General features: G+C 70.3%; 26 protein-coding genes and 1 other RNA gene. 12 read left to right on the forward strand and 15 right to left on the reverse strand.

The window, feature by feature from the left end:
- Positions 1 to 241 precede the first annotated feature (241 nt).
- On the forward strand, positions 242 to 2,089 hold the full coding sequence (locus ACLML9_RS08830) for an Eco57I restriction-modification methylase domain-containing protein (protein WP_411945042.1): 1,848 nt from the start codon (positions 242 to 244) through the stop codon (positions 2,087 to 2,089).
- Between the two features lie 6 nt (positions 2,090 to 2,095).
- On the opposite strand, the gene ACLML9_RS08835 is transcribed toward ACLML9_RS08830, so the two are convergent.
- From ACLML9_RS08835 to sigJ, 4 genes are all read right to left on the reverse strand, one after another.
- Positions 2,096 to 2,713, reverse strand: a complete 618-nt coding sequence (locus ACLML9_RS08835; protein ID WP_063127754.1) for a TetR/AcrR family transcriptional regulator — start codon at positions 2,711 to 2,713, stop codon at positions 2,096 to 2,098.
- A gap of 65 nt (positions 2,714 to 2,778) precedes the next feature.
- Positions 2,779 to 2,964, reverse strand: a complete 186-nt coding sequence (locus ACLML9_RS08840; protein ID WP_265806706.1) for a hypothetical protein — start codon at positions 2,962 to 2,964, stop codon at positions 2,779 to 2,781.
- Positions 2,965 to 3,135: 171 nt separating this feature from the next.
- Complete coding sequence (locus ACLML9_RS08845; RefSeq protein WP_030524033.1) at positions 3,136 to 3,651, reverse strand: gamma carbonic anhydrase family protein; 516 nt, start codon at positions 3,649 to 3,651, stop codon at positions 3,136 to 3,138.
- A 72-nt stretch (positions 3,652 to 3,723) separates the two neighbouring features.
- Positions 3,724 to 4,659 (reverse strand): RNA polymerase sigma factor SigJ, encoded by a 936-nt coding sequence (sigJ, locus tag ACLML9_RS08850; RefSeq protein ID WP_411945043.1) that lies wholly within the window; start codon positions 4,657 to 4,659, stop codon positions 3,724 to 3,726.
- A 242-nt stretch (positions 4,660 to 4,901) separates the two neighbouring features.
- On the opposite strand from sigJ, the gene ACLML9_RS08855 reads away from it, so the two are divergent.
- Entirely contained in the window at positions 4,902 to 5,867 is a 966-nt protein-coding gene (locus ACLML9_RS08855; protein WP_411945044.1) for a cobalamin biosynthesis protein, read from the forward strand.
- Between the two features lie 98 nt (positions 5,868 to 5,965).
- Here the strand turns inward: ACLML9_RS08855 and ACLML9_RS08860 are convergent, their stop codons facing one another.
- Both ACLML9_RS08860 and ACLML9_RS08865 read right to left on the reverse strand, forming a co-directional pair.
- Positions 5,966 to 6,832 carry an SURF1 family protein gene (locus ACLML9_RS08860; protein WP_411945080.1) on the reverse strand — a complete coding sequence of 289 codons (867 nt, stop codon included), beginning with the start codon at positions 6,830 to 6,832 and terminating at the stop codon, positions 5,966 to 5,968.
- Complete coding sequence (locus tag ACLML9_RS08865; protein ID WP_411945045.1) at positions 6,832 to 7,338, reverse strand: low molecular weight protein-tyrosine-phosphatase; 507 nt, start codon at positions 7,336 to 7,338, stop codon at positions 6,832 to 6,834. The genes ACLML9_RS08860 and ACLML9_RS08865 overlap by 1 nt, the downstream gene beginning before the upstream one ends.
- Positions 7,339 to 7,381: 43 nt before the next feature.
- Between ACLML9_RS08865 and cobC the strand changes: the two genes are divergently transcribed.
- The 4 genes from cobC to ACLML9_RS08885 all read left to right on the forward strand — a co-directional run bounded on the left by cobC (position 7,382) and on the right by ACLML9_RS08885 (position 11,708).
- Entirely contained in the window at positions 7,382 to 8,425 is a 1,044-nt protein-coding gene (cobC, locus tag ACLML9_RS08870) for an Rv2231c family pyridoxal phosphate-dependent protein CobC (RefSeq protein WP_411945046.1), read from the forward strand.
- A 98-nt stretch (positions 8,426 to 8,523) separates the two neighbouring features.
- Positions 8,524 to 9,645 carry a Nif3-like dinuclear metal center hexameric protein gene (locus ACLML9_RS08875; protein WP_411945047.1) on the forward strand — a complete coding sequence of 374 codons (1,122 nt, stop codon included), beginning with the start codon at positions 8,524 to 8,526 and terminating at the stop codon, positions 9,643 to 9,645.
- 114 nt (positions 9,646 to 9,759) lie between these two features.
- Positions 9,760 to 10,497 (forward strand): zinc ribbon domain-containing protein, encoded by a 738-nt coding sequence (locus tag ACLML9_RS08880; RefSeq protein ID WP_411945048.1) that lies wholly within the window; start codon positions 9,760 to 9,762, stop codon positions 10,495 to 10,497.
- 47 nt (positions 10,498 to 10,544) lie between these two features.
- Complete coding sequence (locus tag ACLML9_RS08885) at positions 10,545 to 11,708, forward strand: bifunctional RNase H/acid phosphatase (RefSeq protein WP_411945049.1); 1,164 nt, start codon at positions 10,545 to 10,547, stop codon at positions 11,706 to 11,708.
- A 110-nt stretch (positions 11,709 to 11,818) separates the two neighbouring features.
- Here ACLML9_RS08885 and ACLML9_RS08890 read toward each other — a convergent pair whose 3' ends face one another.
- The 3 genes from ACLML9_RS08890 to ACLML9_RS08900 all read right to left on the reverse strand — a co-directional run bounded on the left by ACLML9_RS08890 (position 11,819) and on the right by ACLML9_RS08900 (position 13,419).
- Entirely contained in the window at positions 11,819 to 12,121 is a 303-nt protein-coding gene (locus tag ACLML9_RS08890) for a Txe/YoeB family addiction module toxin (RefSeq protein ID WP_411945050.1), read from the reverse strand.
- Positions 12,122 to 12,135: 14 nt separating this feature from the next.
- Positions 12,136 to 12,399, reverse strand: a complete 264-nt coding sequence (locus ACLML9_RS08895) for a type II toxin-antitoxin system Phd/YefM family antitoxin (RefSeq protein ID WP_411945051.1) — start codon at positions 12,397 to 12,399, stop codon at positions 12,136 to 12,138.
- A 189-nt stretch (positions 12,400 to 12,588) separates the two neighbouring features.
- A complete protein-coding gene (locus ACLML9_RS08900) occupies positions 12,589 to 13,419 on the reverse strand; it encodes a helix-turn-helix domain-containing protein (protein WP_411945052.1) in 831 nt (276 codons plus the stop codon).
- A 122-nt stretch (positions 13,420 to 13,541) separates the two neighbouring features.
- On the opposite strand from ACLML9_RS08900, the gene ACLML9_RS08905 reads away from it, so the two are divergent.
- Complete coding sequence (locus tag ACLML9_RS08905) at positions 13,542 to 13,952, forward strand: hypothetical protein (RefSeq protein WP_411945053.1); 411 nt, start codon at positions 13,542 to 13,544, stop codon at positions 13,950 to 13,952.
- A gap of 7 nt (positions 13,953 to 13,959) precedes the next feature.
- Here the strand turns inward: ACLML9_RS08905 and ACLML9_RS08910 are convergent, their stop codons facing one another.
- Genes ACLML9_RS08910 through ACLML9_RS08930 form a run of 5 tightly spaced genes read right to left on the reverse strand, consistent with a single transcriptional unit; the run spans position 13,960 to position 17,579 of the window.
- Entirely contained in the window at positions 13,960 to 15,009 is a 1,050-nt protein-coding gene (locus ACLML9_RS08910) for an ABC transporter ATP-binding protein (RefSeq protein ID WP_411945054.1), read from the reverse strand.
- The gene (modB, locus tag ACLML9_RS08915; protein ID WP_411945081.1) at positions 15,006 to 15,809 is read right to left on the reverse strand and encodes a molybdate ABC transporter permease subunit; all 804 of its coding nucleotides are present in this window, start codon (positions 15,807 to 15,809) and stop codon (positions 15,006 to 15,008) included. Before modB ends, ACLML9_RS08910 begins: the two co-directional genes overlap by 4 nt.
- Before the next feature lie 32 nt (positions 15,810 to 15,841).
- Complete coding sequence (gene modA, locus ACLML9_RS08920; protein WP_411945055.1) at positions 15,842 to 16,639, reverse strand: molybdate ABC transporter substrate-binding protein; 798 nt, start codon at positions 16,637 to 16,639, stop codon at positions 15,842 to 15,844.
- Positions 16,640 to 16,641: 2 nt separating this feature from the next.
- The gene (locus tag ACLML9_RS08925) at positions 16,642 to 17,040 is read right to left on the reverse strand and encodes a TOBE domain-containing protein (protein WP_030524019.1); all 399 of its coding nucleotides are present in this window, start codon (positions 17,038 to 17,040) and stop codon (positions 16,642 to 16,644) included.
- 56 nt (positions 17,041 to 17,096) lie between these two features.
- Positions 17,097 to 17,579 (reverse strand): N-acetyltransferase family protein, encoded by a 483-nt coding sequence (locus ACLML9_RS08930; RefSeq protein WP_411945056.1) that lies wholly within the window; start codon positions 17,577 to 17,579, stop codon positions 17,097 to 17,099.
- 166 nt (positions 17,580 to 17,745) lie between these two features.
- Here ACLML9_RS08930 and ACLML9_RS08935 point away from each other — a divergent pair, with 166 nt between their 5' ends.
- The 4 genes from ACLML9_RS08935 (at position 17,746) to ACLML9_RS08950 (ending at position 20,463) form a co-directional block, all read left to right on the forward strand.
- Positions 17,746 to 18,225 (forward strand): hypothetical protein, encoded by a 480-nt coding sequence (locus tag ACLML9_RS08935; RefSeq protein WP_411945057.1) that lies wholly within the window; start codon positions 17,746 to 17,748, stop codon positions 18,223 to 18,225.
- On the forward strand, positions 18,222 to 18,503 hold the full coding sequence (locus tag ACLML9_RS08940) for a hypothetical protein (RefSeq protein WP_411945058.1): 282 nt from the start codon (positions 18,222 to 18,224) through the stop codon (positions 18,501 to 18,503). The genes ACLML9_RS08935 and ACLML9_RS08940 overlap by 4 nt, the downstream gene beginning before the upstream one ends.
- 88 nt (positions 18,504 to 18,591) lie before the next feature.
- Positions 18,592 to 19,722, forward strand: a complete 1,131-nt coding sequence (locus tag ACLML9_RS08945; protein WP_411945059.1) for a M20 family metallopeptidase — start codon at positions 18,592 to 18,594, stop codon at positions 19,720 to 19,722.
- A 291-nt stretch (positions 19,723 to 20,013) separates the two neighbouring features.
- Complete coding sequence (locus tag ACLML9_RS08950; protein WP_030524015.1) at positions 20,014 to 20,463, forward strand: DUF4870 domain-containing protein; 450 nt, start codon at positions 20,014 to 20,016, stop codon at positions 20,461 to 20,463.
- An 87-nt stretch (positions 20,464 to 20,550) separates the two neighbouring features.
- On the opposite strand, the gene ACLML9_RS08955 is transcribed toward ACLML9_RS08950, so the two are convergent.
- Positions 20,551 to 21,438, reverse strand: a complete 888-nt coding sequence (locus ACLML9_RS08955; protein WP_411945060.1) for an alpha/beta hydrolase — start codon at positions 21,436 to 21,438, stop codon at positions 20,551 to 20,553.
- A gap of 112 nt (positions 21,439 to 21,550) precedes the next feature.
- On the opposite strand from ACLML9_RS08955, the gene rnpB reads away from it, so the two are divergent.
- An RNA gene (rnpB, locus tag ACLML9_RS08960) (RNase P RNA component class A) lies at positions 21,551 to 21,966 on the forward strand.
- Positions 21,967 to 22,068: the final 102 nt, after the last annotated feature.

Here is a 22,068-nt window from a genome sequence, read left to right on the forward strand (position 1 = left end):
CGTTTCGGCCTCGAGACTCGCGCCTGCGGCGCATGCGCTTCGAGGCCGAAACGGCGAGACGGGCCTCAACCCTTTGCGGTGTCTCGTAAAACTCGACGCATGGGGTTGCGTCGGCATTCGACGGCCGGGTAGGCATGTGGACTCACTGTGGGGTCGGTCGCGGCCGGGCGGGAGCGCGCCCACAGAGGACACTTCCTCCGAAAGGGTCTGGTCGAGGGGGTCGGTCGACGACAATGCGCAGATGGGACGCGATGGCGCGGGGGCTCGCGAGCGCAAACGTCATGGTCGGCATTACACGCCCGCGACGCTTGCGGGGTTCCTGGCCGGCCGGGTGGCCGCGCGGATCGACTCGGCCGGGCCGGTGCGGGTGCTGGATCCGGCCTGTGGATCCGGGGAGCTGTTGTTCGCGATCAGGGACGCGTTGGCCGGACGGCTGCCGGGGGCGCCGGTGGAACTGGTGGGGTACGACCTGGATCCGGCGGGGTTGGCCTTGGCGCGGCGGCGGGCGGCGGGGTCGGGGATGGCGGCCGAATGGCGGCAATCCGATTTCCTGGCCGACTGCGCGGGACTGCCGGCCGAATCGTTCGACGCGGTGATCGCCAATCCGCCGTATGTCCGGACGCAGCAGTTGGGTGGAGCGGCGGCGCAGGCACTACGGGGGCAGTTCGGATTGCGGGGGCGCATCGATCTGACGCATCCGTTCGTCGCGGCGCTGCCCCGGCTGATGGCTCCGGGCGGGGTGCTGGGTCTGCTGTGCGCGAACCGGTTCCTGACCACCAAGGCGGGGGCGAATCTGCGGGCCCTGCTACTGGCGGATCTGACGCCGGTGGAGCTGTACGACCTGGGCGATACCAAGCTGTTCGAGGCGGCGGTACTGCCGGCTGTGACGATCGCCGTGCGTGGCGCGGTACGGGGGGAGTGCCGGTACGTCTCGGTCTACGAGGAGGAGGCCGGGAATGCGCCGGACCCGGAATCCGCGGATTCGGAACCAGCGGACCCGGCAACTTTGGGCCCGGCAACTTTGGGGTCGCTCGAGCGCGGTCCTGCCCGTCCGGCTCCGCAGCGACGGGGAGCGGTGCTGAGCCCGTCCGGTCGCGCGGTGGGTGCTCGGGACGTAAGGGATGGCCGCGGCTCGAACTCCGGTGCGAGGACCGCGAACGAAGAGCGGGAACTGTTCGCGGCCCTGAGCGGAACCACCGACACGATGGTGTGGCGGCAAGGCCGCCGGTTCGCGGTGACGGTGGGGGAGCTGGCCACCGAGTCCGGCGCGGCGGCGGCATCGGTGGGGTGGCGGATGTCGCGGGTGGGGCACGACGACTGGTTGCGCGGGGTCGCCGACCGGATGTGGCGCACCTTCGGAGACCTCGGGCGTATCCGGGTGGGGATCAAGACCAATGCGGACAAGGTTTTCATCGCGGCGCACTGGGGTGATCCGGCGGCCGAACCGGAGCTGCTGCGCGACCTCATCACCCATCACGATCTGCGACCGTGGCGGATCGATCGAGTCCGCCGGACCCGGGTGCTGTATCCGTACGACCTCACGCGGACACGCCGGGTGCCGGTGGACCTGGCGCGGTATCCGCGGACCGCGGCCTACCTGGAGCAGCATCGGGAGGCGCTGGCGGCGCGAGGTTATCTCACCGGGGCGGGCCGTGAATGGTTCGAGCACTGGGTGCCGCAGCGGCCGCATCTGTGGCGGACTCCCAAGGTGGTGTTCCCGGATATCAGCGACCGGGCCCGTTTCGCGCTGGACCGATCCGGTGCGGTGGTCAACGGTGACTGCTACTGGATTTCGCTGGCGGACCTGGGCGGGGACGCCGGCGCCGAGAATATGGCCTGCCTGATGATGGGTGTCGCGAACTCGTCGCTGGGACTGCGCTATTACGACGCGGTCTGCGGTAACCGGCTCTATGCGGGACGACGGCGCTGGATCACCCAGTACGTGTCCCGGTTGCCGCTCCCGGATCCGGGGACCCCGGCCGCGCTCGCGATCGTGCGCCGGGTGCGGGAACTGGCCGCGGAACCGGAGCCCGGCGTGGCGGGGCAGGCGGAATTGGACGAGCTGGTGAACCGGGCGTTCGCCTGGTGACCCGGGTCAGTTCGGGCTGTGCCAGGCGACCATGGGCAGCAGAGTGCGGCGGGCGAATTCGCGGCCGGCGGCCTCGTCCTGGATGGGGATCAGGCCGTCGGGGGTGAGTGCCAGCGACAGCGCCAGCCGAGCCATGATCTCGGCGACCAGGTCCGGGTCGAAATCGTTGCCGCTGTCGTGCAGTTCCCGCAGTTTCGCGGCCAGGTAGGTGCGGCCGACGGCCAGGATCGGGCCGGCTTCGGTGGTGAGCCGGGGCAGTACGAGATCGGGTTCGGTGCGCAGCAGCCGGATCAGCAGCGGGTTGCCGGCGATAGCGGAAATGAAGGCGACGAAGATCTCCACGAGCTGATCCTCGGACCCGGCCACCGTGCGCACCCGGTTGTCGATCTTGGTGACGAAACGCTGCGCCTCCCTGACGGTGACCGCTTCGACCAGGTCGTTCTTGGATTCGAAGCGGCGGTAGAGGGTCGCGGGACTGATACCGGCGCGGCGGGCGATCTCGCCCATGCTGGTGCGTTTGATCCCGAAATCCAGGAACGCCGAGAGCGCGCTGTCGAGCACTTTCCCGCTGTCGGCGGGTGGCTCGGCCAGGATGCGTTGCAGAATCGGCGGTACGGGCGACATGGTCCTCACACCTTATCCGACACCGGATGCACCGGGTGACCTGCACGTTGTTTTCGTGCCGGGTATCACTCCCGCGGCAGATCGAGTTCGGCCATCTCGTGTTCGATCGCGTTGGCCGCGAAATCGACTCCGCTGGAACGCAGTTCGTGGACTCTGCGCCGCAGCGCCTCGATACCTCCTGGTTGCGCGGCGATATCCGCCACGCTCACCCGCCCGGCCGACCGGCGCGTCTCGGACTGCTCGCACGCCACCCGTCATACCTCCTGCCGGGCACGTCGTCGTGCCCACCTGGACGGGTCGCCCGAAACGCCGACGCCTTGCAGGACAGCGGGTTTCGGGTCAACCCGTCTCCCCGGATACGTTGTTCCATGGTATCAGTCACCTACTGGACGCTTGTCCAATAACGTGTCCGGGGGCCGCGATCAGATCTCTTTCGCAGACCGGTGCTCGGACATATGGTGCAGGTACACCATGGCATTGAGCTCCACCCCGCGCTGCTGCTCCGCGGTGAGCTCGCGGCGGACCTTGCCCGGCACACCGGCCACCAGCGAACCCGGCGGAATCTGCGCGCCCTCGGGGATCAGCGCATTGGCCGCGATCAGGCTGCCCCGGCCGATCACCGCGCCGTTCAACACGGTCGCGCCCATCCCGATCAGGCAGTCGTCCTCGACCGTGCATCCGTGCAGGATCGCGTTGTGCCCGACCGAGACCCCGGCGCCCACGGTCGCCGGGAAGCCCGGGTCGGCGTGCAGTACGCAGCCGTCCTGGATATTGCTGCGTTCCCCGACGGTGATCAGTTCGGTGTCACCGCGGAGGACGGCGTTGTACCAAATGCTGACCTGGGCCCCGAGCTTCACCCGGCCGATCACGTTCGCAGTGGGGGCGATCCACGCGGTCTCGTCTATCTCGGGCCGGTGGCCACTGACTTCGATCCTCATATACGCAACCTAACCCGCCCGTTCCGGCGACCGGCGAGGCGGTGGAGACCGTGCGGCGCCGGCGGGGCGACCTCAGCTCTCGCCGGAGTCACGCAGAATCCATTCGGGCCCGGCACCGGCGGGCAGGTCACGCAACTTGTCCGGATTGCGGACGACATGGATGGCGGTGATCCGGCCATCGTCGACGGTGAAGGAGAACACCCCGTGGTGCTGACCGTCGAACACCAGCAGTCCGGGCATACCGTTGACCTCGACGGACCGGCCCCAGCCGCCCGCCGCGGCCGGGACGTTGTACCAGCCGAGCAGCATCTTGGCGATGATCTCGGCACCCGCGACCGGTTTACGAATGGCAGGTACCTTGCCGCCACCGTCGGCGGTGAGGGTCACCCGGTCGTCGAGCACGCCGAGCAGCGCGCTCATATCGCCGGAGCGCCAGGCCACCGCGAAGGCCGAGACCACCTTCTCCTGTTCGTCCGGGGATGCCGGGAAGCGCGGGGTCCCGTCCTCGACCCGTTTGCGGGCGCGCGAGGCGAGCTGCCGGACCGCCGCGGGGGTGCGGCCCACCACCTCGGCGACCTCCGGGCCCGACATCCCGAACACATCCTGCAGGACGAACGCGGTGCGTTCGGCCGGGGAAAGCGATTCCAGGACCACCAGCAGCGCCATGGTGACCCGCTCGTCCTGAGAGATCCGGTCGGCGGGATCCTCCCAGTCGGTCACGGTGGGTTCGGGTAGCCACTCACCCACGTACTGTTCGCGCCGCATCCGCGCCGAGCCGAGCTGATCGAGGGCCAGGCGGCCGGTGACCGTGGTCAGCCACGCCTGCAAATTATCGATCGGCGCCCCGCCGGACTCCTGCTGCCGCTGCAGCCGCAGCCACGCCTCCTGCACCACATCGTCGGCGTCGCTGAGACTGCCGAGGGTGCTGTAGGCGAGGCGACGCAGGTACGGGCGCAGTTCTTCGAAACGCCGGGCCAGCTCGGCGGGTTCTTCTCGGCGGTCGGTCACTGCGGTTCCCCGTTCGGTCGATGCCCGGCGGGCGGGCAATGGTCTCGCCGAGTCGACGACGGGCGCGCCCGATCTGTGACATCGGTGCGGCCCGGTCGCCGGCGGTGGTGTGCTGACGACCGTATCCGGCCGCACCGGCTGCTCTGCCGGTGCGCATACCGTTCGTGGGAATCGTGCGTGGGAATTCCGGTCCCGGTCGTCCCCGGCACGGGCGGCCGGCCGGTGCTGGATACGCTCACCCGGTGCGCAGAGGTGTTTCGACCGCGGCGGGTCTGCTGATCGGGTTCGCCATCGATCGGGCGGTCGGGGACCCGCGGCGCGGGCATCCGGTGGCGGGGTTCGGAATGGTGGCCGCGTCGGTGGAGACGGTCACCTATGCCGACCATCGCCGGGCGGGGGTGGTGCACGAACTGCTGCTGGTGGGGTCGGTGGTGGGCCTGGGCGCGGCGTTGCGCCGGGGCGGCGCCGTACCGGTGGCGGCGGCGACCTGGACGGTGCTCGGGGGTCGCAGCCTGGCCCGGACCGGACAGCTGATGGCCGACCGGCTCGACGCCGGGGATCTCGCCGCCGCCCGCGAACTGCTGCCCGCCCTGTGCGGCCGCGATCCGGCGGCGCTGGACGCGGACGGGCTGGCCCGGGCGGCCCTGGAATCGATCGCCGAGAACACCTCCGACGCCGCGGTCGCGCCGCTGCTGTGGGGCGCGGTGGCCGGTGTTCCCGGACTACTGGGGTATCGGGCGGTGAACACCCTCGACGCCATGATCGGCTATCGCAACCAGCGCTACCGGCGGTTCGGGTGGGCGGCCGCCCGCGTGGACGATCTGGCGAACCTGCTGCCCGCCCGGGCGACCGGGCTGCTCACCGCGCTGGTGGCGCCGCTGGTCGGCGGCCGGCCCGGCACGGTACTGCGGGCCTGGCGACGGGATGCCGGAAAGCATCCGAGCCCGAATGCCGGGGTGGTGGAAGCGGCGGCGGCCGGGGCGCTCGGGGTGCGCCTCGGTGGGCGGACCGAATACCCGCACGGGGTCGAGCAGCGGCCGGAGCTGGGTGCCGGTCCGGCGCCCACGGTCGGCGATCTGCGGCGCGCGGTGCGGTTGTCCGAACTGGTGCAGTACGCGGCGGTGGTGTCGGCGGCGGCGGTCGCGGTGTCGAGCGCGGGGCTGCGGGAGCGGATGCGCGCTCGTCGCACCCGGGCTGTGGCCGGGTAGTCCGCAACTGCGACCAGCGAGCGCGAGTTGCCGCGCGCCGGGCCGGGCGCGGCGTACGCCGCGACCGATACGTGCAGGTAGCCGTCCCGCCGCGACGGTCAGGGGCGGGGGCGGCCGTACCGGTCGGCCAGTCGGGCCTCGGTGGTGACGGGTTCGGGGTCCTTGCTCCGCGGCTCGTCGGGATCGGATGCGGTCTTCGCCGTGGGCCGCTGCTTACGGCGTTCGCGGATCTCGGCCCAGGCGAAATAGCCCAGACCCAGCGGCGCCATGAGGCCGAACGCCAGCCACTGCAACCCGTAGGAGAGGTAGGGCCCGGCGTCGAGCTGGGGCAGCGGTACCGGGGTGAACGCGCCCGGCTGGTCCTGCGACAGCTGTAGGTAGGAGCCACGCTCACCGACCGGGAGCGGGGTCAGCGGGAGCCCGAGGACCGTGGTCTCCTGCGGGACGTCGATGGAATAGACGTGCGGGATACCGTTCTGGACCGCGGGTACGCGTTGCGGGTCGATGTTCTCCGAGACGCGGATCCGGCCCTCGACACGCTGCATGCCGGATGGCGGCGGGTCGATCGGCGGTGGCTGCGAGCCGTCGACCGCCGCCACCAGACCGCGGTCCACGAGCAGGGTGCGGCCGTCGGTGAGGGTGAACGCGGACAGCACACCGAAACCGGGTGCGCCGTCGAGATGCCGCAGGCGGACCAGCACGGTCGAATCGGGTACGTAGGTGCCCTCGGCGAAGACCTTCCGCCATTCCGTGGCCGCGTCCGCCGCCGTGCCGTCGAGAATCTCGGTGGCCGCCACCGGATCGGCGTGCACCGAATCGGCGATCAGCTGGTTGCGCTGGGAGGTGGACTCGTTCTTGCCGAGCTGCCAGGGGGCCAGCACGGTGAAACACAGGTACGCGAACGCGACCACCACCGCGGCCAGGATCAGCCAGCCGGGACGCAGCAGGAAGGCCAGGCGGCGCATCATGCCGCACCGCCGGTCACCGGTGCTCCGGCGGCGAGCGCGGCGCGGACCCAGGCGAGCAGGCCCGGGACCGCGGCCTCGATCTGCTCGCGGACGAGCTCGAATCCGGCGGTGTCGCCGTAGTACGGATCCGGTACGTCGGCGCCGTCGGCGTGCGGATCGAAACTGCGCAGCAGCCGGCGGCGTTCGAGTGGGATCCCCCGGACGGCCAGGTTGCGGTCGTGCTCGGTGGTCATGGCGACGACGAGGTCGGCGTCGGCGTGGTCGGCACCGAACCCGGCGGCCCGGTGCCCGGTGGGGTAGCCGTGGCGGTGCAGGGTCGCGGTGGTGCGCGGGTCGGCGTCGGACCCGGTGTGCCAGTCGTGGGTGCCCGCACTGCTGACCCGTACCCGGTCGCCGAGCCCGGCCCGGGACAGATGCGCCAGCAGAATCTTCTCCGCCATCGGCGATCGGCAGATATTGCCGGTACAGACGAACGATATGTGCAGCTCACCCACGACAGCCATTCTGGCGGGTCGACTCGCCCGCGTGCCACGTAGGGTGCGTCTCATGCTCACCGAACATGTCGATTTCGCCGGGCTGCGTCATCACGGTGATGTGGAAGCCCAGCCGGGTCTGCTCGATTTCGCGGTGAACGTCCAGGGCACCGCGCCCCCGCGCTGGCTACGCGACCGGCTGGTCGCCGCCCTGGACTCGCTCGGCCGGTACCCGGCCGCCGCCGACGAGCGGCACGCCCGGGAAGTCGTGGCGGCCCGGCACGGGCTCGCGGCCGATCAGGTGCTGCCCCTGGCCGGTGGGGCGGAGGGGTTCGCGCTGCTGCCGCGGCTGTCACCCCTGCTGGCGGCGGTGGTGCACCCCTCGTTCACCGAGCCCGAACTCGCCCTGCGCGAGGCGGGTGTCCCGGTGCACCGGGTGCTGCTGGAACCGCCGTACGCCCTGGACCCCACCCTGGTCCCGGAAGAAGCGGACCTGGTCGTGCTCGGCAACCCCACCAACCCGACCTCCGTCCTGCACCCGGCCGCCGTAGTGCGCGCGCTGCTGCGCCCGGGGCGGGTCGTGGTGGTGGACGAGGCCTTCATGGACGCGGTGCCCGGGGAAACGGAGTCGCTGGCGGGGGAGGCGGGAGAGGGGCTGCTGGTCCTGCGCAGCCTCACCAAGACCTGGGCGCTGGCCGGGTTGCGGTGCGGCTACCTGCTCGGGGCACCCGAGCTGTTGCGGCAATTGGTCCGGGGCCGGGCGCACTGGCCGGTGGGCACGCTGCAGCTCGCCGCGATCGCCGCCACCGCCGCGCCGCGTGCCCTCGCGGAGAGCGCGGCGCGGGCGCTGGAGATCGGCGGGGATCGCGCGGCGATGATCGAGCGGCTGCTCGGCGCCGGGGTGGCTGTACAGACCCCGGCGGACGCGCCGTTCCTGCTGCTCGAAGTGGAACACGGGGAGATCCTGCGCGAATACCTGCGCCGGCACGGGATCGCGGTGCGGCGCGGCGATACCTTCCCGGGCCTGGGGCCGGAGCATATGCGGGTGGCCGTCCGGCCGCCGGCCGATGTCGAACGGCTGGTGGCGGCGCTGGGAAACGCGGGAGGTCTGGTCTAGCGTCCGGTGCCGGTGGGCGGGCCCACCGCGCCGGATCCGCGTGCGCGCGACATGATTGTCGCCGACTCACCCGAGAGCTCCCGAGAGAAAGGTGTGCCGTGGCCACCCTTGCCGAACTCGTTGCGACGCTGGAGACGGCCTATCCGCCGCGGTTGGCCGAACCGTGGGATTCGGTGGGTCTGGTCTGCGGGGATCCCGCGGAGGTCGTGCGGCGGGTGCTGTTCGCCGTCGATGTCACCGCCGCCGTGGTGGACGAGGCGGTGCAGTGGGGGGCCCAGGCGGTGGTGGCCCACCATCCGCTGCTGCTGCGAGGTGTCGACAGTGTCTCGGCCGACCGGCCCAAGGGTGCGCTGGTGCATCGGCTGATCCGTGCGGGCTGTGCCCTCTTCACCGCGCATACGAACGCCGATTCCGCCGACCCCGGTGTCTCCGATGCCTTGGCCGCGGCCCTCGGTCTGACGGTGACGGGCCCGCTGGACCCGAAACCGGTGGCGGCGGTGGACAAATGGACCGTCCAGGTGCCGCCGGAACAGGCCGACGCGGTGCTGGCGGCGCTGTTCGCCGCGGGGGCGGGCGGCTCCGGTGACTATCGGGAGGCCGCCTGGCGGGTCACGGGGACCGGTCAGTTCCGGCCGCTGGACGGCGCGAACCCGGCGGTCGGCGCGGTCGGCGAACTAGCCCGGGTGGCCGAGGACCGGCTCGAGGTGGTCGCCCCCGTCGGCGCCCGGGCCGCGGTGCTCGCGGCGTTGCGGTCGGCGCATCCCTACGAGGAGCCCGCCTACCACGTGACCGAACGGGCCGCGCTCACCGGACACCAGGGCCTGGGCCGGATCGGTACGCTCGCCGAACCGCTGACGCTGCGCGAGTTCACCGCCCGCGCCGCCGCCGCCCTGCCGGCGACGACCTGGGGGGTGCGGGCCGCCGGCGACCCCGACCGGATACTGCGCACCGTGGCCGTCTGCGGTGGGGCCGGTGACTCCCTGCTCGATACCGCCACCCGCCGCGGGGTGGACGCGTACCTCACCGCCGACCTGCGCCACCACCCCGCCGACGAGCATCTGCGCCGGTCGGGTCCCGCGCTGATCGACGCGGCCCACTGGGCGACCGAGTTCCCCTGGTGCGCGCAGGCCGCCGCGGTGGTGCGGGACGGCCTCCCGGGCCTGGAGACGCGGGTTTCCACCGTGCGCACCGATCCGTGGACGGTCGGTTGCGGCGGCTGACCGCGGCGCCCGGGAACGCGGCGGCGGGTTCTCGGACCCGTCCGCGACACCGCCGCCGCGCGGAGTACGGTGGACGTTCTTATCCGTCCACAGCGTGCAGGGAGTTCGTTCGCGTTGAATGTCGAACCATCGATCCAGGCCAAACTGCTGCGTCTCGCCGAGGTCGACACCGAACTGACCCGGATCGCGCACCGGCGCAGCGTCCTCCCCGAACAACAGGAGGTCGACCGGTTCGAGGCCGAACGCAACACGCACAAGGACGCGGCCGTGGCCGTGGAGATCGTGCTGGACGATCTCGACCGCGATATCCGCAAGCTCGAGGGTGAGATCGAGGCCGTCCGCAAACGCGAGGACCGCGACCGGGGCGTCCTGGAGGCGGGTTCGGTCGGGGCGAAACAGCTGTCCGAATTGCAGCACGAGCTGGCGAGCCTGGAACGGCGCCGATCGGTACTCGAGGACGATCTGCTCGAGGTGATGGAACGCCGCGAGGCCTCCGCCGCCGATCACGAGCACGCCGGCGCCCGGCTGGACCGCACCGAGACCGAACTCGCCACCGCCCGCGGCCGCCGCGACGAGGCAGTCGCCGATCTCGACGTGGCCCAGCGGCGTTGCGAAACCGATCGCGCGAAACTGCTCGGCGTGTTCCCGGAGGAGCTGCTGGCGATCTACGACCGGCAGCGTGCCGCGCACGGTACCGGCGCGGCATTGTTGCAGGCCCGGCGCTGCGGAGCCTGCCGGATCGAACTGGACCGCGGCGAGATCGCCCGGATCACCAAAACCGCACCCGATCAGGTGGTGCGCTGTCCGGAATGCGGCGCGGTGCTGGTGCGGACCAAAGAATCCGGATTGTGAGACCGCACCGGACAGCGGAGTCCGAGTAGCGGGAGCGGGAGGCCGAAATGAGCGTGCGCGAGGTCATCGTCGAGGCCGACGGGGGATCCCGGGGTAACCCGGGGCCGGCCGGTTACGGGGCGGTGGTGTTCGACGCGGACCGCGTGGGGGTGCTCGCCGAACGCCGGGAGGCCCTGGGCGTCACGACCAACAATGTCGCGGAGTACCGCGGTCTGATCGCCGGACTGGAAGCGGCCGCCGAACTCGGTGCCCGGGTGGTCGCGGTGCGGATGGACTCCAAACTGGTGGTCGAGCAGATGTCGGGTCGCTGGAAGGTCAAGCACGCGGCGCTGATTCCGCTCGCCGATCGCGCGCGCCGGCTGGCCGCGGACTTCGATCAGGTGAGCTACCGCTGGATCCCGCGCGCGGAGAACTCCCATGCCGACCGGCTGGCCAACGAGGCCATGGACGACGGCAAGCTGGTCGAGGAGGTACACGCGGCCGACCCGTCCTCTACCGCACGGCCCGCGCCACCCGCCGAGGTCGCCGATCCGGCCGCGGATTCGCAGAGCGCGTCGGCCCGCCTGGCCGGGCCCGGCCCGGGCTGGACCGGTGCGGCCGGTCGCCCGACCAGGCTGCTGCTCCTCCGGCACGGCCAGACCGAATTGTCGGTTCAGCGGCGCTATTCCGGTCGCGGCAATCCGCCGCTGACCGCCGTGGGCCGGGAACAGGCGGCCCGGGCGGCGAAAATGCTGGCCGCCAAGGGTGATGTCGCCGCGATCGTGACCTCCCCGCTGGGCCGGGCCCGGGAAACCGCCGAGGCGGCCGGCGCGGCGCTGGGTATCGAGGTACGGGTCGTCGACGGTCTCACCGAAACCGACTTCGGTGAGTGGGAAGGGCTGACCTTCCGGGAAGCCGCCGAACGCGATCCGGAGTTGCATGCCCGCTGGCTGGGCGATCCGTCGCTACCGGCCCCCGGCGGCGAAAGCTTCGACGCGGTCCGGGAACGGGTGGAGGCGGTGCGCCGCGATCTCGTCGCGCGGTATCCCGGGGCGAATGTCGTCGTGGTCAGCCATGTGACGCCGATCAAAACGCTGTTGCAGCTGGCGCTGGGAGTCGGCCCGTCGCTGCTCTACCGACTGCACCTGGACCTGGCATCACTGTCGCTCGCGGAGTTCTATCCGGATGGCGGTTCGTCGGTGCGGCTGGTCAACGAGACGAGCTATCTCTGAATCGCTCGGCGGATCGGCCCGGGTATCGGCCGATAATGTAGCGGCTCGTGCGCGCTTTGGTGCCTGGCTCAATCGGCCGGAGAGTCACAAGGTGGCCCCGCCCGCGAGGGTCAGTGGGCCGGTCTCCTTTCTTGCTCGTATTTGTTGCTGTAGTGGTAGCGCGCTTGCATCACGACCGCCGTGGTCTCGTCATCGTCGGTGACGATGGCATAGACAAGCCGATGTTCCGCGTCGATACGGCGGGACCAGACATTGGCGGCGAAGTACTTCAACCGTTCGGGTTTGCCGATTCCCCCATAAGGATCGCGCTTGATGTCGGTGATCAGATTCCCGATGCGTTTGAGCTGCTTGCGTTCTTTGAGCGCCCAGTACATGAAGTCTTCCCAGCCTTCATCGGTAAAGGCGATCCTCATTGCGGTATTTCTCCTTACAGGTCCAAGTCGAACTCGCTCAGATCCCGTGCGGAGTACTCGCCACGCTGCACGGCCTCGAGACTGCGCAAGAGGCGAATAGCGTTGGCGGGCGAAGCCATGAGGTACTGGGTTTCGACCATCGCGTCGTAATCGTCTTTCGACAGAATGACGACATTCCCGCCCTTGCTCACTACCTCGACGGCATCGTGATCGGCAGCAACCCGGCCGACGATATTGAACAGGTTCTTCCGCGCTTCCGTAGTGGTGATTGCTTCCATGGCGTAACTCCGTGGTAGGGGTACTGGATAGCGTACCACTTATGTACCGTTTTCTGTCAGAAGGCCCGTAGGTGGTGCTCAGAGCGGGGGTGGGTCCTTCTGTCCGGTGCCCGCACCTGGTTCTCACGCTCTCGCCGGCGGGAGACTCCGGCAGGTCGGGCCGGCGTCGCCGCGATGTGGTCGCCCTCCTCAACCGAGGGCACCCGCGGTGAGTGCGCCGGCCCGGTCCCGGAGGAACTGTGCGGTGAACTCGTCGAGCGGATAGAAGAACTCGACCGCCAGCTCCGAGAGCGTCACGTCCGCGGGGGCGCCGAAGGTGGCCATGGTGCCGAACAACGAGAGCTCACCGTGCGGCGTGCGCACCCGGATCGGGACCTGGAACGGGCCGGAATCGGTACCGTCCGTCGCCTCGAGATCGGAGTAGACCGGCGGATAGGCGCTGACCTCGTCGTAGAGGTCGCGTAACCGGGGATCTCCGGTGCTGCCGGCCTGCCGGGCCAGCCGTTCCAGCAACTGTTCGCGCACCTGGCGGGGGTTGGCGAGCCGGCCGGCGAGGCCTTCGGGATGCAGGACCAGCCGATAGACGTTCGGCCGGTCGGCCAGCAGGCGCAAGGGCACGCCGTCGGTGAGCACCGCCAGTGCCGAATTTGCGGTGACCACGTCCCACCAGCGGTCGACCGCTACCGCCGGATAGGGCTCGTGGGCGGCGAGCATATGTTCCAGGGCCGCCCGCGCCGAGGCGAGATGGGCGTCGTCGAGACTGCTCTCCTGGTAGGCGGGTGCGAATCCGGCGGCGACCAGCAGCGTATTGCGTTCCCGCAGCGGCACGTCCAGCGTCTGCGACAGCCGCAGCACCATCTCCCGGCTCGGCGCCGAGCGTCCGGTCTCCACACACGACAGATGCCGGGCCGAGGTACCCGCCGCCAGCGCCAGATCCAGCTGGCTCAGCCGCCGCCGCTGCCGCCATTCCCGCACCAGGGCGCCGACCCGCGACGGGCTCCCATCCGCATGTACCTCCATATCGTGAGCGTATCGGGGGCCGGGACGCGGTGGCCATGACCTCGGAGGTCATTGAACCGCTGACCGTCCGGCGGCACAGTCGGAGAGGCAAACGTCAGTGCTGATCCGAGAGGCAGACGATCATGACCACCGCGACCCTGTCCGCGCCCGCGACTTCCGACGACCTGCTGCGCCGCACCCTGCGCCTCGACGGCTGGGGCACCGGGGCCTTCGGTGTCCTGATGCTCGCCGGCGCCGTACCGCTGCGAGACCCCTTGGGCTTCCCGACCTCGTGGTCGGTCCCGTTCGGTGTCGCCATGCTCGGTGGCGCGCTGGTTCTGCTGCTCATCGCCGGTTATCCGGTTATCTCGCCGCGGCATGCGACGGGGGTGGTCGCGTTCAACTCGCTCTGTGTGCTGGGGCTGCTCGCCCTGCCGTTCTCCGGCCTGCTCGAGCTCACCGGCGCCGGCGTGGCGTTCGTACTGATCGGCGCGCTCATCGTCGCGGGGTTCGCGGCGCTGGAGTACGCCGGTCTGCGGCGGATCACCGGCTGACCGCGGATCAGGCCGGATAACAGTGGATTTCGGTGGCCTTCAGTGCCGCCCACAGCTCCGATCCCGGCCGGATACGCAGGTCCGCCACGGTGGCGGGGGTGATATCGGCCAGCGCCGGAATCGCCCCGTCGAGCCGGACCCGCACCGTGTGGGCGTGCTGTTCGAGACCGGCCACCGTCACCGGCCAGGTGTTGCGCGGACTGCCGGCGGGCCGCTGCGGGTGCAGGCCGACCGCGGACGGCGCGAAGGTGAGATGCACCGGGCCGGTGGCCGGTTCGGCGACGGTGAGCTCACCGCCGCCGGCGAGCCGGACCAGGGTCCCCGCCGCGGTTCCCCGGAACAGATTGAGTCCCACCAGGTCCGCGACATAGTCGGAGCGGGGCCGCCGGGCCACGTCGCCGGGCGGCCCCTGCTGGACCACCACCCCGCCCTCCACGATGACGAGCCGGTCCGCGAGCACCATGGCGTCGAGTGGGTCGTGGGTGACCAGCAGGGTATGGCCGGGAAAGTCGCCGAGATGGTGGGCCAGTTCGGAACGCACCCGCACCCGGGTCGCCGCGTCCAGTGCCGCCAGTGGCTCGTCCAGCAGCAGCAGCTCCGGTTCGACGGCCAGGGCACGGGCCAGCGCGACCCGCTGGGCCTGACCACCGGACAGGGCCCGGGGCCGGGCGCGCGTGTGCTCGGCCAGACCCACCCGGTGCAGCCAATGCGCGGCCCGTTCCCGGGCGACGGCCCGGCGCAGCCCGCGAGCGCGCAGTCCGAAGGCCACATTCTCCAGCGCGTCGAGGTGGGCGAAGAGCAGATAATCCTGGAACACCACCCCCACCGAACGGTGCTCGGGCGGTACGAACGCTCCCGGCGGCGCATCCCATATCCGGTCGCCGAGCCGGATCGACCCCGCCGTGAGCGGCGTGAGTCCCGCCAGGGCACGCAGGGCGGTGGTTTTCCCGGCGCCGTTGGGGCCGAGCAGAGCGACGACCTCGCCGGGATCGAGCCGCAGGTCGAGGTCCAGTGCGAAATCACCGCGGGTCACCCGCAGTTCGGCCGTCAGCGTCACAGCACGCCCCGCAGCCAGCGTTCCCGGAGCGCGGCGAGCACCACCACCGAGACCAGCAGCAGCACCAGACTGAGTACGATCGCCGCGGCCGGGTCGGTTTCCAGCGCCAGGTACACCGCCAGCGGCATGGTGGTGGTCTTGCCCGGGAAATTACCGGCGAACGTGATGGTGGCGCCGAATTCGCCCAGCGCCCGCGCCCAGCAGAGCACCGTCCCGGCCACGGCACCGGGCAGGATCGAGGGCAGCGTCACGCGGCGGAAGGTCAGCCAGCGGGAGGCGCCGAGCGTCGCCGCGGCCTCCTCGTAGCGTGGATCGGCCCCGCGCAGCGCGCCCTCCACCGAGATCACCAGGAACGGCATCGCCACGAACGCCTCCGCCACCACCACCGCCGCGGTGGTGAAGGGCAGCGCCACCCCGAACCAGTCGTAGAGGTACCGGCCGACGAGCCCGCGGCGGCCGAGTACCAGCAGCAGCGCCACCCCGCCGACCACCGGTGGCAGTACCAGGGGGACGGTGACCAGCGCTCGCACCAGTCCGCGGCCGGGCAGATCACCGCGGGCCAGCAGCCAGGCCAGCGGGATACCCACCACCAGGCACAGCACGGTGGCCAGGCTCGCGCACACCAGCGAGAGACGCAGCGCCTGTCCCACTTCCGCGGAGACCAACCGCTCGGGCAGATCCCGCCACGGTGCCCGGACCAGCAGCCCGGCCAGCGGAACGATCAGGAACACCAGCCCCAGCAGCGCGGGCGCGACCAGGACGATCGGCCGCCGGCCCCGGACCGCCCGGCGCCGGCGCAGTGCCGTCGCCCGGCGCCGCACCGGGCCGGCGCTCACGGGGTATCGAAACCGGCGGTGGTGAAGACCGTCCGCGCCTGCGGTGACAGGACGAATTCGACGAACGCCGCGGCGGCGGCCGGGTTGGGCGCCTGCGCCACCGGCGCGATCGGATAGTCGTTGATCGCCTTCTCCGACTCCGGGAACTCGATCCCGGTGACCTCGTCGCACGCGGCCCGGATATCGGTCCGGTACACCAGCGCGGCGTCGACCTCACCCAGCGTCACCTTGGTCAGGACGGCTTTCACATCGGGTTCGCGGGTATCGGGTCGCGGGGTGACACCGGCCGCGGCGAAAACCTTGTCGGCGGCCGCACCGCAGGGCACCTGTTCGGCACACAGCGCGATCCGCGGTTCGGGACGGCCGAAATCGGCGAGCCCGCTGATACTGCCCGGATTGCCGGGGGGCACCGCTATCTCGAGCCGGTTGCTGACGAAGGTGACCGGCCCGGCGGTGATATCGCCCGATTCGATCACCTGCTCCATATTGCGCGGCGCGGCGGAGGCGAACACATCGGCCGGTGCGCCCTGCCCGATCTGCTCGGCCAGCGCCGAACTGCCGCCGAAGCCGAACACCACATCGACCCCGGGATGGGCCTGTTCGAACTGTTCGCCCAGGGTGGTGAAGGTTTCGGTGAGCGAGGCCGCCGCGAAAACGGTGACGGTTCCGGTGATCCCGTCACTCGAACCGCCGGAGCCGTCCCCGGAGTCCTGGCCGGCGCAGCCCGCCAGCACGGTCATCAGTGCGGCCACCGGGGCCAGCCGGCGCACCACGCGCCCTACTGTCGTCGTCATCGTCAACTCTCCGGGATCTCGACCACCACATGCGTCGACTTGACCGACGCGACCGTCACACTGCCCACCTCGATACCGAGTTCGTCCACCGACTCCCGGCTCAGCAGGGAGACCAGCCGGAACGGCCCGGCCTGCATCTCCACCTGCGCCATCACGGTATCGGTGACCACCCGGGTCACGATGCCGCGCATCCGGTTGCGGGCCGAGGCCGCCACGGTCACCCCGGGTTCGGGCGCCTCGGCGTGCTGCCGCGCGAATTCGGCCAGATCCCGGCCCCGCACACCCTGGCGGCCGTTCTCCAGCCGGATCGAGGGGAGCCGCCCCTGATCTATCCAGCGCCGCACGGTGTCATCGCTGACCCCGAGCAGCCCGGCGGCTTCCTTGATCCGCAGATACGTCACGACCCGCAGTATATAGCCGGAGATGCGGGACAAAAGCGGGAAAAGCGGCGCACCTTTCAACTCTCCGGCAGCGGCAGGATCATCTCGTTCTCCAGGCGGGGGTCGTCCTCGGCGCACGGTCTGCTCGCCCCTGTGGGAGTGAACCCGGTGCGCAGATACAGCTGTTCGGCCGGCCGGTTCGCGTCCAGCACCCACAATCGCAGGCTCGGGTGACCGCCTTGTGCCGCCCATTCGACCACGGCGCGGACCAGCCGGTCCGATACTCCGGTCCGGCGTGCCCGCGGCGCGGTCCACATCGACACCAGTTCGGGACCGTCGGGGGCGACGATCACCCCCGCCGAACCCGCCGGTTGCGCGTCGGATCCGGCCACGAAGAACGGATCCCGCCGGGCGGTCCACTCCCGCCAGCGCGGTTCGTCCCAGGTGAGCGCCTCCGCATGGCTGGTGGAAAAGGTTCCGGGTGCCGATCCGGCCAGTGCGTCCAATCGGACCAGGCGTGCAACGCGCCAGTCCTCCGGTCCGATCCGTCGTCTCCGCATTCCTCGATGGTGCGGGGAACAGCGCTGTGCGGCAACGGATATACTGGGAACTTGCGTGTATGGTAGCGCCGCCGTGCGGCGATATACCGGTTTTCGGTGTGCCTGCCGGGTATCCGGAAATAGAGTGATCGCATTACCGGGAGCGAAGCTCGAGGGGGCGTATCCGATGCAGTCCACGGGCGTGATGATCGTGGCCCGGGACCGTCTCGAGGCGGCGGCCCGGTCCATCGGTCTGATCGGCTTCCGGCAGACACGCGGTGCGAGTGGTGGGGTGTACAACGCGAGCGACACCTTCCGTAACGTCGAGCGCGGCGTCATCACGATGCGGATCAACGGTCGGACCCGGTTGGTGTTCACCCGGCCGGTCGGGCATCGGAGACCCGATCCGGCGAAGTCCACCGGGCGGACCCGCCCCGGCAGCCGGGAGGAGGCCGCGTTCATGAGCATGACTCAGGAGAATGCGGAATACGGCACCGAACTGACCAGTGTCACGCTCCGGGATTCGCGATGGCCGGCCACCGAGGGATGGGTGAAGATGAGCATGAAGGACGCGGAGCGGGGCTTCGAGATCCACTACGTGTACAACCGCATTACCCGCAAGTCCGCGGATTTCAAGTTCAAGGATCGAACGGAGCCGAACAGATGAGCAGGGAAGACAACCGGCCCGGCGACACCCTCGCGGCGGGCACCCGCGTCAAGGTGATCAAGGACCCCGGGTGGGACGGCCCCTGGCGCGACGAATTCTACGGAACTGTCGACTACGCGCCGGCGCCCCCGGAACCGGTGACACTGTCGAGTGCCCGTCCCGGCGAACTGGTCTACTGGGTGAGCTTCGACGAATCCCAGTACGACGCCGACGGTGCCGGCCCCTATCGGAAGGCGCAGATCTGGGACCGCTACCTGGTGGTGGAGGGCCGGGCGTAGCCGCTGGTCCGGGGCACGGCCGGACGTGATCCGGGGCCGTCTCGTGTCGCGGAGGTCGCGACCGCAGGGATCGTAGGAGGATCAGCGGATGCGTAACGCCGACGAGCTACTGGATGCCGCCGCGGGAAAACTCCCCGCCATGCTGGACCGGTTCCGTCTGCTGGTGGACTGCGAATCCCCGTCGAACGATCCGCGGGGCCTGGAGCGCTGTGCCGCGTTGATCGGGCCGTGGCTGTCGGAGGCACTCGAACGCCCCGTGCGATCGGAACGCGTCGGTGAGAACGTGCACGTCCTGGCGGAAGCACCCGACCCCGGAGCGCTGATACTGGGACATTTCGACACCGTGTGGCCGGTGGGTACCACCGCCGACCGGCCGTTCGAGATCACCGACGGGATCGCCACCGGTCCCGGCACCTTCGATATGAAGGGCGGAATCGTGCAGGCGCTGGCCGCGATCGAGCTCCTCGCGGACGCGTCGCATGTGAGCGTCCTGCTGACCAGTGACGAGGAGGTCGGTTCGGTGTCCTCGCGGCAGTTGATCGAGGAGCAGGCACGGAAGGCCGGGGCGGTCCTGGTGTGTGAGCCCGGCGCGGACGGTGGTGCGGTGAAGATCGGGCGCAAGGGCCTGGCCGCCTATCGCGTCGCGGTCACCGGCCGGGCGGCCCACGCCGGACTGGAGCCGGAGCTGGGGGTGAACGCGGGCATCGAACTGGCACATCAGATCCTCGCGATCGCCGGCCTGGCTTCCGAGGACACCTCGGTGGTGCCGGCGGTCCTCTCCGGGGGCACCACGGTGAACACCGTCCCGGACTCCGCGGAGTGCTCGGTGGACGCGCGATCGTGGTCGGTGGCGGATCTGGAACAGGTGGACCGGGCGATGTTCGCGCTCGCCCCGCGGCTGCCGGGAGCGACGGTGACGGTCACCGGCGGTATCGCCAGGCTGCCGTTCGAGGAGTCCAGTGCCCGCGGGCTGTACCGCGAAGCCGAGGCGGCGGCACGGGAGCTCGGTATGGCCCCGTTGCGTGCTGTGCGGTCCGGCGGCGCCTCGGACGGCAACTTCACGGCCGCGATCGGTGTCCCCACGCTGGACGGGCTCGGCGCGATAGGTGGTCATCCGCACGCCCGCGACGAATATGTCGATGTGAATGCCATGCCGGAACGTGTCGCCCTGCTCGCCGCACTCCTGGAGCGGTTGCGGCACCGGTCGCCGTCCGCGTGACAGGTTCGGCAGCGCCCCGTCGGGCCGTATGGTGCCGGTCCGCGCGGCCGGATCGGAGGTATCACGGCGGAGGTGCCGGGGCCGACCGACCGGGCCGCTGTGCATCGGTACGGAAGAGGCCGGCGAGCGCGTCCGGATAGCAGACGTACGGCCCAGCGGGTGCGGGCCGGCGGGGCGAACTTCGCTGTCCTGTCCGTTTATTCACCTAGGTGTCGGTTTTCTGCACTCCCCAAATGGGTAGTGGGCCATCTATTCTCGTAACGCCCCACTCACCAGGCAGTTTGGAATGTGATGACCACTCCTCAGTCCCCGTACGATCCGACGACGGGCAAACCCTATCCCGCGCAGCCCCCGGCCGGCGCCCAACCGGCCTACGGCCCCGGTCAGCAGCCCTACGGGGCACCGAACCAGGCGCCGGTCTCGCCGGCCGATGCCAAGCTCTGGGCCGCACTGGCCCATTTCGGCGGTATCGTGCTGGGCTTCGTCGCCCCGCTCATCGTCTGGGTGATGTACAAGGACCGCGACGAGTTCGTGCGCCGGCACGCCGTGGACGCGTTGAACTTCCAGATCGTCTTGGCGATCGCCTACGTGGTGTCCGCGGTGCTGATGATCGTGCTGATCGGGTTGCTGTTGTTCCCGATCGTCTGGATCGCGGGCATCGTGTTCTCGGTGCTGGCCGGGATCGCGGCCAACAACGGCCGTGAGTACAAGTACCCGTTCAATCTCTCACTGGTGAAGTAGCAGGTGTGCCCGGGCCGGCGGTCGTAGCGCCGGCCCGGGCACATTCGCGCGGGACCGGATGGGCGCAGTTCTATCCCGTACCGGCGGTCAGGGACGCAGCACCGAGATCAAGAACTCGGTCTGGTCGTAGACGGTCTGTTCGAAGAGTTCGTCGAAGTACAGATCGAAATGACCTGCGGGATACCGCTTCACCACCGCGTGCTTGGTCTTCTCGGCGGCCCGCAGCGCGGGTTTCACGGGGGTGATCGAATCGTTGTCGCACAGTGCGTACAGCACCGGCATCTTCAATTCCTTCACATGCCGGGCGGGACGGTCGAACAGGATCGAGAAGGCCACGCGGGCCGCGATCTTGGGCCGGTAGTTCGCGCTCTCCTCGGCCAACCGGCCGAATCCGGCGGGTACATCCGAACCGGTCATCATCGCGGTGGCGCGTTTACGTCCGGCCAGCCGGATCTGTACCGGTTTGCGCAAGATCGTGCCGAACACCATGTCCGACGCCGCCAGAAAACCCACCTTCACGAAACTCAGCAGCCCCTTCGCCAGTGCCGAGGAGAATCCGCTGACGAACGGGACCTGCGCCACCACCGCCGCGATATAGGCGTCGTCCGGGGCGACGGCCAGGGCGTGCCCGCCGCCCAGCGAGGTGCCCCACAGCGCGATGCGGGTGGCATCGAAACCGCGCAGCGTCCGGGCGTAGGCCACCGCGGCGATCCAATCCTCGCGCTGCCGGGCGAGATTCACCACCTGACGGGGGTCGCCGTCGCTGCCCCCGAAATGCCGGTAGTCGAAGACCAGCACCCCCATTCCCGCCGCGGCGAACCGCCGCGCGAACCGATCCAGTCCCATTTCCCGGTTGGCCCCCAACCCGTGCCCCATCACGACGATGGGGCGTGGTTTGGGTGGGCCGGCCGGTAGGTACAACCAGCCGGCACATTTCTGACCTCCCGACGGGAAGCCGACCTCGACACGCTCCATGATCATCGACCGTACCGAGTCATCGGTCCGGATGAGTCATCCAGCCTTGGCAGGAGCGCGCGGCGACCGGGGGTGGGCGGATGGGTGCCACCGAGTATCCTGATGCGGCGGATGAGTCGGCCGGGCGGTCGCGGCGCCGGGAACGGACACCCCAGTGGTGTCACGCTCGGCGCCGAGGAAAGTCCGGACTCCACAGAGCAGGGCGGTTGCTAACGGCAACCCGGGGTGACCCGCGGGACAGTGCCACAGAAAACAGACCGCCCACGGCTCGCGAGGGCCGTGCGGTAAGGGTGAAACGGTGCGGTAAGAGCGCACCAGCGCCCCGGGTGACCGGGGCGGCTCGGTAAACCCCGCCCGGAGCAAGGTCGAAGATCGCACCTCGCGGTGCGGTTGCGCAGGTGTTCGAGGGCTGCTCGCCCGAGCCTGCGGGTGGACCGCTCGAGGTACCCGGCGACGGTGTGCCCAGATGGATGGCCGCCCCCCGGTGCGAACCGGGGACAGGATCCGGCTTACTGGCCGGCTCATCCGCACTCCGTCCACCTCGTCCCGGCAGCGCGTGCCGGATTCTCGCGGACGTTCCCGACGGTGGCAGCGGGGAACTGGACGAAGGGGGAACCGGGCGTACGATCT

This window comes from Nocardia sp. NPDC002869, from assembly GCF_046764065.1.
In the GTDB taxonomy this organism is placed as follows: Bacteria; Actinomycetota; Actinomycetes; order Mycobacteriales; family Mycobacteriaceae; genus Nocardia; species Nocardia rhamnosiphila.

Excerpts from the sequence above, each read along its gene's own strand:
- ACLML9_RS08930 (WP_411945056.1), bottom strand. The coding sequence starts at position 17,579 with ATGCGGAGACGACGGATCGGACCGGAGGACTGGCGCGTTGCACGCCTG.
- ACLML9_RS08830 (WP_411945042.1), top strand. The coding sequence starts at position 242 with ATGGGACGCGATGGCGCGGGGGCTCGCGAGCGCAAACGTCATGGTCGG.
- ACLML9_RS08845 (WP_030524033.1), bottom strand. The coding sequence starts at position 3,651 with ATGAGGATCGAAGTCAGTGGCCACCGGCCCGAGATAGACGAGACCGCG.
- ACLML9_RS08940 (WP_411945058.1), top strand. The coding sequence starts at position 18,222 with ATGAGCAGGGAAGACAACCGGCCCGGCGACACCCTCGCGGCGGGCACC.
- ACLML9_RS08865 (WP_411945045.1), bottom strand. The coding sequence starts at position 7,338 with ATGGCTGTCGTGGGTGAGCTGCACATATCGTTCGTCTGTACCGGCAAT.
- modA (WP_411945055.1), bottom strand. The coding sequence starts at position 16,639 with ATGACGACGACAGTAGGGCGCGTGGTGCGCCGGCTGGCCCCGGTGGCC.
- ACLML9_RS08895 (WP_411945051.1), bottom strand. The coding sequence starts at position 12,399 with ATGGAAGCAATCACCACTACGGAAGCGCGGAAGAACCTGTTCAATATC.
- ACLML9_RS08950 (WP_030524015.1), top strand. The coding sequence starts at position 20,014 with ATGACCACTCCTCAGTCCCCGTACGATCCGACGACGGGCAAACCCTAT.
- ACLML9_RS08835 (WP_063127754.1), bottom strand. The coding sequence starts at position 2,713 with ATGTCGCCCGTACCGCCGATTCTGCAACGCATCCTGGCCGAGCCACCC.
- cobC (WP_411945046.1), top strand. The coding sequence starts at position 7,382 with ATGCTCACCGAACATGTCGATTTCGCCGGGCTGCGTCATCACGGTGAT.
- ACLML9_RS08890 (WP_411945050.1), bottom strand. The coding sequence starts at position 12,121 with ATGAGGATCGCCTTTACCGATGAAGGCTGGGAAGACTTCATGTACTGG.
- ACLML9_RS08860 (WP_411945080.1), bottom strand. The coding sequence starts at position 6,832 with ATGCGCCGCCTGGCCTTCCTGCTGCGTCCCGGCTGGCTGATCCTGGCC.
- ACLML9_RS08905 (WP_411945053.1), top strand. The coding sequence starts at position 13,542 with ATGACCACCGCGACCCTGTCCGCGCCCGCGACTTCCGACGACCTGCTG.
- ACLML9_RS08955 (WP_411945060.1), bottom strand. The coding sequence starts at position 21,438 with ATGGAGCGTGTCGAGGTCGGCTTCCCGTCGGGAGGTCAGAAATGTGCC.
- ACLML9_RS08900 (WP_411945052.1), bottom strand. The coding sequence starts at position 13,419 with ATGGAGGTACATGCGGATGGGAGCCCGTCGCGGGTCGGCGCCCTGGTG.
- ACLML9_RS08885 (WP_411945049.1), top strand. The coding sequence starts at position 10,545 with ATGAGCGTGCGCGAGGTCATCGTCGAGGCCGACGGGGGATCCCGGGGT.
- ACLML9_RS08945 (WP_411945059.1), top strand. The coding sequence starts at position 18,592 with ATGCGTAACGCCGACGAGCTACTGGATGCCGCCGCGGGAAAACTCCCC.
- ACLML9_RS08935 (WP_411945057.1), top strand. The coding sequence starts at position 17,746 with ATGCAGTCCACGGGCGTGATGATCGTGGCCCGGGACCGTCTCGAGGCG.